Here is a 12,377-nt window from a genome sequence, read left to right as displayed (position 1 = left end):
CCCAGGATTTGGGCTGGCCTGGGCTTGTGTTGGCTTAGAACCCCTTGTTGGTTTAGGCGCTGATGCCTAAGCCAATGGTCCGTGGGCGCGCACCAGCTGGCGTGCTTCTTCCATCACCAAGTAATAGGTGGTCAGTGTTGGAGCAAGCTGCGCGATATCGGCCCAAGCCTTCAAGTGCTGGGATTTGATGGGGGTGAAGAACTTCGCGACACCCTTTTGTTCTGCGGCAGCAGCACGCGAGACGTGCGCGGCAGCAACTGAAAGGTAAGGTCCCCACGCCCACCAATTCTTCTGCCGCTGACCATACGTCGCGCCAAACTTACGCAGCAGGACCAGATGGCGGCGCACGTCGTCACCAATCATGTTGGCTTCCTGCTCAAACATCTCCTGGCGGAACTCCACGAAGCCCTCGATGTCTTCGAACTTTCGGCGACGTCGCAGCAGCTCAAACCAACCGTGGCGCAATGCCTTGGCATCGACGATGCCGCGGTCGCCGGCGATATCGTTGAGGGCCTCGACGGCATCGGAAAGCGCATTGGCTTGTGCCGCGGTAACGACTTCCTTCATGATCTGCTGGGTATCGCGCAGCGGCGCCAAAATATCCGAGGTGGCATCGGCAGTCTTGGGTGGCAAATTCGCCGGCAGGGTGCCATTGATGAGCCCCTCGACGAAGGCGCCGGTCTCGGTGCGGATGAAGTCCAGTGCATCGGCGCGGGCCTCGCCGTCCAGGTTGCCGTCAATGAGCTCATTGAGCAGCTCAATGGCGTACACCCACGCGGTGGCGCGGAAATCGACCATGCGCTCACCATTGGAATGGAAATCGAAATTGGCCAGGCCATGATAAATCGTCAACGCAGGCTGGTCACCCACGCGCACATTGGAACGGCCGAGCGCTTCGAGCATGTGGCGTGGATCAGAATTGACCGTGCGCCGAATAACAGCGCGCATCGGATTCAGCAGCGGGTCATCCAGGTTGCGAAGCGCATACAGGTGGCGCCACAGCGCCGGTTGCTGCTGCTTTTCGATGGTCTCTTTCTCATTAGCTTTCGACAGCTGCCATGCAAGTTTCGCGCCATCGGCCATATCGAAGTGACCAGGCTGGTCCACCACGATCGCGTTGAAGGTCGGACGCTTCGGTGCCTTCGCGATATATCCTGGTGCGGTCTCTGCGACGTCCAGAACAATTGGGCCAGCGTCCTGGAGTTCCTCAGGCAGGTCGCAGCTGTAGCGCGCATCAAAGCTCACGCGCCATGGCTCAATATCCGGCCGGGTGGCAGGCCACAAGAAACCAGTCAGCGGCTTATCGATGGACAGGCCAGACAGACGAAGCGTTGTGCCGACGATTTGGCCGGCGATTTCGGGCAGGGCCTGGGTAAAGCGTGCGGTGGTTGCCATGACGACATCCGGGGTGGTGTGCGCTGCGTAGGCCTTTTCAAATTCCAGTTCAGACTCGTACACCTTGGTCTTGCCAGCTGCTTCGAGCTCTGCGAAGGTATCCGCCATGGATTTGGGGTGCCACGCAATAGTAGCCAGAATCGACGCATGGGCGTCCTTGAAGGCGCTGCGTATCGATGCATTCGTCGTGGTGTAGACCGCCCCGCCGCGCTTGCGCTTGAGCTGAATAACTTTCACCTTGCGCGATACTTCATGAGTCAGCAGCAGGGAAGCGGTACCCGAAATGGTGCCAGGGAAGAAGAAACGGAATTCGCCATTTTTCGACAAAGAATCCAAGGCAATAGCATTTGGGAAGTAGTCCCAATCAGGCTGCTCGCCGCGCTGGTCCACCGAATATGCCAGAGCCTTCGGCACGACCACGACGTCCAGCTGGTATTCGGCTGGATTAGAGATCAGGAAAGACTTGCTGCGCTCATCGCGGTCAATGGGCTGCGCGCGCTCAAAAGGCACCTCAATGTACTTCTTCGACTCAGAGCGCTGCGCGAAATAAGCCTTGGTATAGGCGGTGGCATCACCGGATTGGTCGGGATGACGAAATTGCGCCGGCGAATCGCCGGTATAGGAGACGCGCAGGTCAAAACCTTCAGCGAGGTTATAGGTGCGGCGCTCAACAAGCTCGCCATCACGCAAGACATCAATCTCATAGTGTCCGAGCCAAGCGTCCTCAAAGACGTCATCAAAAAGCGGGAAAGGCTCACCTTTAAAGCGGTTGAGCTCAATCAGCTCTTCCACCAGCTCACGCTCCGGCAGCTCGCCACCCTCATAAGCTTCGGCCGTGGTGTCGATGTAATACAGCTCCACGGTCCACTCGGAATTATCATCGGTCGGCAGCTGCAGCCGTGGTGAGCGAGTATAAATCGGCGCTCCATCCACACCTTGCACATCACCAATGCGACCCTGGGCATCAATCCAGCGTGGCCCATGGGTGTGTCCAATGCGCACTTGCTTAACGATGCTCGCCTTCGACGTCGAGTCCGGCGCCCCGTAGCTCATCAGCAGCACCGGGGTGACGTCCAAGTTATCGAATTCAAAAAGCGACCACTCGGGCCACGAGCTGAATTTCATCTCATCGCTCGGCACCGCCGTACGGGTTGGGAGGTCGGCTGCTTCTGCAGATTCCGTGGATTCGCCGGCATCCCCGGACTCTAGGCTTGCAGCAGAAGCCTCAGAGGTTTCATCGGCCCCTGTAGCAACAGGTGCTTCAACGAGCGGTGCGTCAGCGAGCGGCGCCGCAGGTGCGTCCTTGACGACATCGGCCGGCAGGTGGAACTTGGTGCCCGTGGGAGCAAGAAACAGTGCCGTGGAGTGCGTGATGCGGTTCTGGTCTGCGGCGCGGGATAGGTCCGGCGCAAAGAGCATGGAAGGAAAGCTGGGGTCAATCACGGGCAGGCGGTGCTTGACGCCGGTTTCCGAATTGGTGACGGTGATTTTCGCGGTCGGCTGCACGATGTTAACGCGCTGAGCCACCGGGCGGCCCTCATCGTCGGTCTCGGCTGGGATGCGGAAGCTATCGAAGCCAGCATCAATGAGCCACTCGATACGCTCATCATCGCTCGGCATGATCGCGGGCAGAATCAGGTAGAGCTTGCCAGTATCTGGCTCCAGCTCCAAGCGCGGAACATCCGGTAACTTTGCTGGCTCCTCCGCGATGGCTGCCTCGGTCGGCTCTAGCTCCGCAAGGGCACTGATGAGATCCTTATCCTTCGTGCCCACCTGGCGCGATAGCTCGGCCTTGAGGGTGGTCTTGTTGCGAGAGTGTGCCTCGCCATTGGCGCGTGCCAGGGCAGCAATCGCAGGGTAGGAAGAGAAAATCTCAGCACCCGCGGTGCTTTCCGCATTCACCGGGCTTTTTTCAACAAACGCTCGGCCGAGTTCAGCGGAACACCAATCAAGTTGAGATTGGGTGATAGGGGTGCCATCGGCAAGCAATGCGGCAACCGCTTTCTCGGCGACCTCGAGGCGCTTGTGCGCCTGTGGAAAGCGCTGCGCGTCGATGACAAAGTCGACGCTAGCAACAGTGGGTGCGGATGCTGAATTCTGTAAAGTAGTCAAAAACCTAAAATCCTGGAGTAGAAACGCTATGTGAAACTGCTGAGAGCCTTACTATCTTGCCACATCTCTACGCTAATCCGGATTCCTGCTGCATGCACCTTAGATTTCGACACCGGACGTGATCAGAAGGGATCGGGCAACCTTGTCCGTTTCCTGCAACATGAGCGGATCAGTTCCCGGCATGGGCGAGATTGTGGTGTCTGGCCACTGCGAATAGGTCGGGATACCGGCGACGTGCAGGCGCTCATCCAAGCTGCCATCGCTGTGTATTGTGCGGCGGGTCGCGTCATCGGTGGCGGGCGAGCCAGTCTCATTTCCGCCGTCCAAGAATGGCGTGACACGATCGGCAATGGATGCCTCTAGCCCCTCGGGGGCATTGCGGACATCGGGCTGGTGCATCCAGGCATCAATGAGCACAGTGGACGCAACGGTGCGGGAGCCAGAGGTCATGATGAATTGCTGCTTTTCCTTGCCCTCTGGCGTGGCGATGTGCACCGAGGGGCGGTCGCCGACAAAGGTGACCAGGCCTGCGTCCACGAGCGCGAGCAGCTGGCGGGTACGAAACAGTGGTGGGCCGGAGCCGGCCATCTGGCCCAGGGCCATGAATTGCTTATAAGCCCCGACGCGGGTGTCGAACATGAACCGCCCATTGGACCCCAGAATCGAAGCGGGCTTGCGTGCAGCCGATACTGCCCACAGGCCGGATTTCAGCGGGGAGTTGCGTGCGGCGACGGCCTCCTGGATATCGCGGTGCAGGCTGCTGGCGATGCGCGAGGTCAGCTCGGCGGAGGTAAAACCGTGGACGCCGTTGCCGCGAGACAGCGGTGCCATCCAATCGGTGAGAACGAAAGGCTCGGTGCTGGCGTCCTGCAACGCCGCGGTGAGAGCATTCGGCGCGATTGCCGCATCGGTGGTGGCCTGCGGGATGGTGGTGGAATCGATGGTCTCCAGGATGGTTTCTAGCGGCTGCTTGAGGCTTTCGGGGCGCACGCACGCAAGCGTGGTGTAATAGTCGGCGTAGGAATCGCGCACGATGGCTGGCCAGACCACATTGGTGAAGTCGATCGACTGCGGCTGCGCATCCTGGTGCTCGGCGATGACGTTCTTCAGCCGCGCCAGGTTCGCCTTGGGCGGCAGCGAGTGGTACTCGGACTTGGGCAAATAAGGGTAGCCGCGGCCCGAAGCGACGTAGAGGTGTGGTTCACGCCCGGTGGGCTCATAGCGGAGCCCGGCGCGCGCGGAGGTGTCCTCAATAAACTTTCCGCCGCGGTCGATGGTGAGAAGCGCCATGACGTCGAAAAACCCCATGCCGAGTCCGCGGACGAGCACATCGGAGTTGTCTGGCACCACGCTTAAGTCTTGGTCGAGCGGGTTATTGGGCCCGACCCAGGTGAGTCCGGAGTTGCCCAGGATTTCTTCTTCTTTGTTGGCGGCCGGGGCAACCCAGCCTGTGGCCAGGACGGTGGCGTGGGCGTCGATGGTGGTGGAATCGGCCAGCTCAATGACGTCATGGCCGTGCGATTGCGTGATGCCGGTGGCTCGGGAGGCGTGATTGTGCACGGTGACGTTGTCAGGCAGTTGGGCGAGTGCGACCTCAAGAGCCCAGCGCAAATAGGCGCCATAGAGCGCGCGGGAAGGATTGGACTCAGGCTTGGTGGCAGCGATTTCCGCGGAGAAGTCCTCGGCGATGGATGGGTGGGGCGGGAAGGAATCGAAAAGCTGCAGCTTGGCCTCATCGATGCCGTCGCGCTCGCCGCGCAGCAACTTAATCCACTCATATTGGATGGGGCCTTCGAGCACAGGCGCGCCGACGGTAGAGCCCGGTTCAGTAAAGAGAGTGACGGCGCCAGCCAGGGTATTCATGCACAGCGTGTGGGTCTGCGTGGTGTCCCAGATGCGCCCGGCGCCGTGCTGGGCATCATCAATCAGGTGAATGTTAAGCGGCTGGGTGGTGCTGTGTGCGTTCAAGTAGGCAGCGATGCGCTCAATGATCGAAATGCCGCGCGGTCCTGCGCCCACGATGGCGATGGACGCGTTGGAGGCAGGGGACTTGGTGTCGCCGCGAGTGGGGGTGGCAGTCATTGAATATTACGCTCGACTTTCTTAGGGGTATTAGCTGCTGAAATGCTAATTTTAAGAACCATTAGACCATGCAGTCTATTAAAAATATACAAATCAGTTCAAATCTGTTAGATTTTCTACATCAAACAATAGCAATACATAGCCAATAACTATTAAGAAAGTGATGGCTCAGACGTGAAACTCACCAGGGGCACCGGGAACGGGCGGGTAGTGGGCGTGATCGCCGCGCTGCTGGCCACCAGCCTGGTTGCGGCGTGCACCACCAGCACCAATGCCGCGGAGGATGCGCCCAATGAAATTACTTACCTCGAGCCGCAATTCTTCAAGACCTTGTACCCGCCAGCGGCCGGGTTCTATCCGAACGGTGCGGTAGTCAACCAGATCACTGACCGTTTGCTCTACCAGGATCCAGAGACTCTTGAGCTGTCGCCGTGGATCGCCACGGACCTGCCGGAGATCAATGAAGATGCCACTGAGTACACCTTTGATATCCGCACCGATGTCACTTACTCCGATGGCTCGCCGCTGACCGCAGAAAACGTGGTCCGCAACTTTGATCTTTATGGCCAGGGCGATGACGAGCGCCTGTTGAATGTCTCCGAGCAGATTTCCAATTATGAGCGCGGCGAGGTCGTGGATGAGGACACGGTGAAGTTCTACTTCTCCGAGCCATCACCAGGCTTTGAACAGGCAGTCTCTTCCTTCAACGCTGGCCTCTTAGCGGATTCGACGCTCGAGCTGGACAATGAAGGCTTCGGCCCGGGTAATGCCGTCAACGTGATTGGCTCGGGCCCATTTGTCATCGACGGCGAGCGTCTGGGCACTGACCTGCACCTTTCGGCACGCGAGGACTATGACTGGGCGCCAGAAGCGCACGAGCACCAGGGCCGCGCGCGGCTCGATGGGATCAACATCGTGCTGGCGGCCGAAGAATCCATGCGTACCGGCGCGATTACGTCCGGCCAGGTAGAAATCGTGCGCCAGGTCTCCGCCCCGCAGGAACAGCACCTGCAGGCCGCTGGGCTAGATGTCATCTCGCGCGGTACCAATGGCATGAATAACCAGCTCGCGCTGCGCTTTAACGTGTGGCCTTTCAATGAAAAGCCCGTGCGTGAAGCGTTCATCCATGGCATCGATCGTGAGCAGATTCTGCGCGTGCTCTTCTCTGATTCTTACCCGCTGGCGACCTCGACCATGGCGGAATCTGCGCTGGGCTATAAGGACCAGGGTGATGCATATGAGTATGACCCGGAGCGCTCCAAGCAATTGCTTGACGATGCCGGGTGGGAAGTCGGCACCGATGGCATCCGCCACAAGGATGGCCAGCGCCTGAGCGTTACCGCCAAGCTGGCGATGCCGCAGCCCCGCTCCCGCGAGGTCATCACCATGGTTCAAGAGCAACTGACCGAGATCGGTATCGAGCTGCACTTAAACTCCGGTGACCAGGCAACGCAAGACTCCGATTCGAAGGATCCGGAGAAGATCCAGGTGGACCACACGATGGTGGGACGCGCTGATTATGACGTGATTAAGTCCCTGTATTCGATCAATAACCGCGACGCGTTTATCAACCAAGATGCGCAAGGCAATGTCCTGGACCAGCACCTCGAGGACTTGCTCATGGCGGTCGTGTCCACCGCGGATGAAGAAGGCCGTGCTGAAGCGACCGCCGCGGTGCAGGACTACATCACCGAGCAAGCCTATGCGCTGCCACTATTTGAAGAACCCGTGGTCTACGCGGTGCAGCCCACCCTGAAGGGATTTAACCCCGAAGCGATTGGCCGCCCGAGCTTCTACGGCGCCTGGGTCGATGAGCAGGAGGAGAACTAAATGACTAAGGCAGCTTTTGCACGCCGCATCGGACAATCGATTCTGGTGCTCTTTATTACCTTTACGCTGGCATTCTTCTTGCTCTCCGCATTGCCTTCCGATGGCGTCATGGCACGTTATGGCGCCCCCGCCCTGGGCCTTTCCCAGGCCGAAATTGCGGGCATTCGCGAGGAGATGGGTATCGATAAGCCACTGGTGGTGCAATTTTTCACCACACTCGGTGGCTTCTTAACCGGTAACTTCGGAACCTCCGTGCAAACCGGCACGGCGGTCTCAACCATGGTGGCAGAAAACCTGCCGCACACACTGGCCCTCGCTGCCACCTCGGTGGGCCTGGCGGTTATCGTTGCGCTTGTCACTGCATACCTTGCGACTGTGCCGGGCTTTGGATTCATCGGAAAGTTCTTCCGCAGCCTTCCCTCCCTGCTGGTGTCCCTGCCAGGCTTCTGGTTGGCGATTATCCTCCTGCAAGTCTTTTCCTTCCGCCTCGGTTGGGTCTCCGCGATTAATCCAGGCCCCATCGAGGGCCTCATTCTGCCGACTTTGACGCTGGTGGTGCCGATGGCCGCACCACTTATCCAGGTGCTCATTCGTTCTATCGACGACGTCAACCAGCAATCATTCGTGCAGGTGGTGCGCGCGAGGGGAGCATCGGAAGGCTGGATCTTTTGGCGCAACGTGTTGCGCAATGCCATCCTGCCGGCGCTGACCATGGTGGGTCTGCTCTTTGGCGAACTCGTCGGCGGCGCCGTGGTGACCGAGACGGTCTTTGGCCGCGCTGGCCTGGGCAATATGACCGTCCAAGCCGTCTCCAACCGTGACACCCCAGTGCTTCTGGCTGTCGTGGTGATCGCTGCAACGGCATATATCATCATCAACCTCATCGTCGACCTGCTCTACCCGGTCTTGGACGTGCGTTTGCGTAGGAAGGCTCAGTAAATGACTCAGAAAACTTCTTCATCAGAGCACGTTAAGGCCCGGATTGCTCCGCGCCGAAAGTCCGCCAACCCGTGGACCACGCCAGGCTCTATCATCGCGATTCTTGTGCTGGTCATCGCGTTTGCGTGGGCGCTCATACCGAGCCTGTTTACCAGCGCCGACCCTTATGCGGGCACCGATGTCGCGCTGCAGGCACCAAATAGCCAACACTGGATGGGCACCGATGCCGTCGGCCGCGACGTCTACTCTCGCATCATCTACGGCGCGCGCCAATCCCTCTTCGGCGCGGTTCTCGCCGTGGCGGTCGGTCTCGTGATGGGCACCCTCATGGGCCTGGTCGCCGGCACCCGCGGCGGCTGGGTGGATTCCGTCATCATGCGTATCGTCGATGTGCTGCTGTCAATCCCCGGCATTCTGCTGTCCCTGTCGATCATCATCCTGCTGGGCTTTGGCTCGATGAATGCTGCCTTCGCCGTAGGTATGACCTCGGTCGCGACCTTCGCACGCCTGGCTCGCTCGCAAGTCATCACCGTGGCTGGCGCTGACTACATCGAGGCTGCTTATGGCTCCGGCGCATCCAGCAGCCAGGTGCTGTTTAAGTACATCCTGCCCAACTCACTCACGCCGGTCATCGCGCTGGCTGCGCTGCAATTCGGCAGCGCGATCCTACAGCTCGCCATCTTAGGATTCCTGGGATATGGCGCTCCGCCACCGATTCCAGAGTGGGGCCTGATTATTTCTGAGGGCCGCGACTTCATCGCCACCGCATGGTGGGTCATTACCTTCCCAGGTCTTGCGATCATCGCCGTCGTGATGTCCGCGAACCACCTGTCCCGCAACATTCACACGGAGGATTAAGACATGTCGGAAGCTTTGCTGAAGATTGAAAACCTCGCGGTCAGCTACCAGACCCGCAGGGGAGGGGTCGATGCCGTCCAGGGCGTAAGCTTGGAAGTCAACCCTGGAGAGATGACTGCGATTGTCGGTGAGTCCGGCTCCGGTAAATCCACCTCCGCAATGGCTGCGATTGGCCTTCTTGCGAATAATACCAGCGTGGATACCGGCACGGTGTATTTCAAGGGCCGTGACATCACGAACCTGTCCAATGCCGAGTGGCGCAGCCTGCGTGGTGCCCACATCGCGCTGATTCCGCAGGACCCGAATAATTCGCTCAACCCGATTAAGACCATTGGTGCTTCGGTGGAAGAAGCCTTGGTCATTCACGGGCAGGGCACGGCGGCCACGCGCAAGGACCGTGCCATTGAGCTGCTCGCAACGGTGGGCATTGATGATCCTGCTCGCCGATACGCGCAATACCCACACGAGCTTTCCGGCGGCATGAAGCAGCGTGTGCTCATCGCTGCGGCTCTAGCGTTGGAGCCGGAGCTGATTATCGCGGATGAGCCAACTTCAGCACTCGATGTGACCGTGCAGAAGGTCATCCTTGATCTTCTGGACCGCATGCGCAAAGAACTTGGCCTGGGAATCTTGTTCATTACCCATGACTTGGCGGTGGCCGGCGACCGCGCCGATCGCATCGTGGTGATGGAAAAGGGCCAGGTCCGCGAGGAAGGCTGGGCGCAGACCGTCTTGACGGATCCGCAGCATGACTACTCCAAGCGCTTGCTTGCCGATGCCCCCTCGCTCGCCGCCCCCACCCTCCGCCGCGAGGCTGGAGTCCCCGGGGACTCTAGCGTTGCTGGTGTTGATGGCGGTGTTGGCGTCGACGGCGAAGCGCCACTGGTCAAGGTCACGGGGCTGAATAAGTCCTTCGGGGACTTCCAAGCAGTCCACGATGTCTCCTTTGAGGTTGCTCCGGGCTCCACGCATGCGCTGGTGGGAGAATCCGGTTCCGGTAAGACCACCACTGGACGCATGATTTCACTTTTTGAAAGCGCCACGTCCGGCAGCATCACGCTCGGTGGGGAAGAGCTCACCGCTGCTTCTAAGTCTGAAGTTAAGCGGTTGCGCAGCCGGATCCAGCTGGTCTACCAAAACCCATATTCTTCCTTGGATCCCCGCATGCGCATTGGCGATATCATCGCGGAGCCCTACCGGAACTTCACGGGGGCATCGAAAAGCAAGGCTCAAGCCCGCGCCAAGGAATACCTCGAGCTGGTCGCCCTATCCGCCGACATGTACTCGCGTCGCCCTCGGGAACTTTCCGGTGGGCAGCGCCAGCGCGTCGCCATTGCGCGTGCGCTGATTGTCGAGCCCGAACTGGTCGTGCTGGATGAGGCCGTCTCCGCATTGGATGTCACGGTTCAGGCACAGATCCTCCGCCTGCTCGATGACCTGCAAAAGGACCTGAACCTGACCTACATCTTCATCTCTCACGACTTGGCTGTGGTGCGCCAAATCTCCGATACCGTGAGCGTGCTGCGTCGCGGCGAGCAAGTCGAGGCCGGCCGCACCGAGTCCGTATTCAACGACCCGCAATCGGAATTCACGCGAGAACTCATCGCCGCAATCCCTGGCACCCGCTACCGCGCGGGCGACCTAAACTTGGGTCTATAACCCGAGCGTAAGTCAACACAGAAAGGTCAACATGACTGACATCATCAATGAACTGGCCGGCCTTGACGGCACCAGCGACACGGGCGCGGAGCTCATTGCACTGCGCGAACGCCGCGCAGATGCCGTCGCCAACGCACAATTGAGTTTCGAAGCCCTGCTGGAGCCCGACAATCCCGGCACGTTCACGCTCGCCGAGCGCTACGCCATCGCCGCTTATGTCGCTGGCGTCACGCAGGCTCCGGCTGCATCCACGTTCTACCTGGATCTGCTTGCCGATGAAGCCCCCGCCGCCCTCGTCGATGCCCTGCGCACCGCCATTGCCGAGACCCTTTCGGAGACCCTCGAGACGTCTGGCGCACAGGGCCCACAATGGCAATCCGATTTCGTTGTTTACGCTCCAGATTCTGCACTGGGACGGCGCCTCGCGGCGGCCCTTGATTTCGCGCACCTGTTAACCATCCACCCGAAGGATGCATCACCAAAGGCAATCGGCCATCTGGATGCCGCCGGTTGGTCCACTGATGACATCGTATCCCTTGGCCAGCTGATTTCTTTCCTGGCATTCCAGCTGCGCGTGGCGCACGGGCTTCAGGTTCTCGCGGGCGACACCCCGGCAGACGCACAGCCGGTTCAGCCCCAGGGGGACGGCGCAGTTCTGAGCACCCTGGTTGCGGACCCAGGTTGGGAAGTCACGGCCAATACCTTGACTCCGCAGGTGACCCCGCCGGCGAAGTTCGTCAACCATCCTCTCGGCTGGAAGCCATGGGTTCCAGCGATGGAGAAGGCCGACTTCACTGACGTGCACGTGGATGCGCTTATTAAGCCCGAGCGCATCGACATGCCTTATTTCCGCTTGCTCGCCCGCGACCCAGCCGCGTTGAAGGCGCGCACGCTCACAGATCTGGATATCTTCTACAACACCGCCGGCGGCATGGGCCGTGCCGAGCGTGAATTGGCAGCCACCGTGGCATCCCGCTACAACGGCTGTGAGTACTGCGCATCCGTTCACCAGGGCCGCGCCAAAGAGGAGGGTGGCGACGCCACCATCATCGACCGGCTCCTCGACGAGGGAATCGGCGCTGACCTCGAAACCCCAGAATGGACCGCCATCCGGGATGCGGCTGTCGCTTTGACCACAACCCACATCGCTTTCACCGGCGAACACGTGGCGCAGCTGCGCGAGGTCGGATTCGATGACCTGAGCATCATCGACGCCATTAATTCCTCCGCCTTCTTCAACTGGGCCAACCGCCTGATGCTGACCCTCGGTGAGCCCGACGTGCCCAAGCGCTACCAGTAGGCGGAGCGCCCGAGGCCCTGCTTCAACGGCTTAGCTTCAAGGGCTCCACTTCTGGGTTCTAGCTTCAGGGACTTAACTCCAGGGCCCAGCTTCACGGACCCGTAAAACTAGTAAAACCACCACAGTCGCCAAGGGAGGCTCAATTGAGCCGTCTTTGGCGGTGCTGGGTGGTTTCATTGGTTCTGTGGTCTTAGCGCTCGTG

At 59.8% G+C, this 12,377-nt stretch carries 7 protein-coding genes; 5 read left to right on the top strand and 2 right to left on the bottom strand.

Annotated elements, in window-relative coordinates:
• Positions 1-66: 66 nt before the first annotated feature.
• A complete protein-coding gene (locus tag ACG98I_RS00705) occupies positions 67-3,507 on the bottom strand; it encodes a hypothetical protein (RefSeq protein WP_394717619.1) in 3,441 nt (1,146 codons plus the stop codon).
• Positions 3,508-3,606: 99 nt separating this feature from the next.
• Positions 3,607-5,589: an FAD/NAD(P)-binding protein gene (locus tag ACG98I_RS00700; protein WP_394717618.1), complete on the bottom strand. Its 1,983-nt coding sequence runs from the start codon at positions 5,587-5,589 to the stop codon at positions 3,607-3,609.
• Positions 5,590-5,763: 174 nt separating this feature from the next.
• Between ACG98I_RS00700 and ACG98I_RS00695 the strand changes: the two genes are divergently transcribed.
• The 5 genes from ACG98I_RS00695 to ACG98I_RS00675 are packed head-to-tail and all read left to right on the top strand — an operon-like array spanning position 5,764 to position 12,175.
• The gene (locus ACG98I_RS00695) at positions 5,764-7,419 is read left to right on the top strand and encodes a TIGR04028 family ABC transporter substrate-binding protein (RefSeq protein ID WP_394717617.1); all 1,656 of its coding nucleotides are present in this window, start codon (positions 5,764-5,766) and stop codon (positions 7,417-7,419) included.
• Positions 7,420-8,358: an ABC transporter permease gene (locus tag ACG98I_RS00690; RefSeq protein WP_394717616.1), complete on the top strand. Its 939-nt coding sequence runs from the start codon at positions 7,420-7,422 to the stop codon at positions 8,356-8,358. It begins immediately after the preceding gene.
• A complete protein-coding gene (locus ACG98I_RS00685; protein ID WP_394717615.1) occupies positions 8,359-9,216 on the top strand; it encodes an ABC transporter permease in 858 nt (285 codons plus the stop codon).
• 3 nt (positions 9,217-9,219) lie between these two features.
• Positions 9,220-10,875, top strand: coding sequence for a dipeptide ABC transporter ATP-binding protein (locus tag ACG98I_RS00680; RefSeq protein ID WP_394717614.1), 1,656 nt, complete (start codon positions 9,220-9,222; stop codon positions 10,873-10,875).
• 31 nt (positions 10,876-10,906) lie between these two features.
• Positions 10,907-12,175: an alkylhydroperoxidase domain protein gene (locus ACG98I_RS00675; RefSeq protein ID WP_394717613.1), complete on the top strand. Its 1,269-nt coding sequence runs from the start codon at positions 10,907-10,909 to the stop codon at positions 12,173-12,175.
• Positions 12,176-12,377: the final 202 nt, after the last annotated feature.

Origin of the sequence: Corynebacterium sp. L4757 (assembly GCF_043673995.1) — a bacterium.
Taxonomy (GTDB): domain Bacteria; phylum Actinomycetota; class Actinomycetes; order Mycobacteriales; family Mycobacteriaceae; genus Corynebacterium.
Note: the sequence above shows the minus strand (reverse complement) of the source record. Positions and strands in the feature narration are given on the sequence as shown.

What these genes read in the sequence shown, in the direction of transcription:
- ACG98I_RS00700 (WP_394717618.1), bottom strand. Translation starts at nt 5,589, where the DNA reads ATGACTGCCACCCCCACTCGCGGCGACACCAAGTCCCCTGCCTCCAAC.
- ACG98I_RS00690 (WP_394717616.1), top strand. Translation starts at nt 7,420, where the DNA reads ATGACTAAGGCAGCTTTTGCACGCCGCATCGGACAATCGATTCTGGTG.
- ACG98I_RS00685 (WP_394717615.1), top strand. Translation starts at nt 8,359, where the DNA reads ATGACTCAGAAAACTTCTTCATCAGAGCACGTTAAGGCCCGGATTGCT.
- ACG98I_RS00680 (WP_394717614.1), top strand. Translation starts at nt 9,220, where the DNA reads ATGTCGGAAGCTTTGCTGAAGATTGAAAACCTCGCGGTCAGCTACCAG.
- ACG98I_RS00675 (WP_394717613.1), top strand. Translation starts at nt 10,907, where the DNA reads ATGACTGACATCATCAATGAACTGGCCGGCCTTGACGGCACCAGCGAC.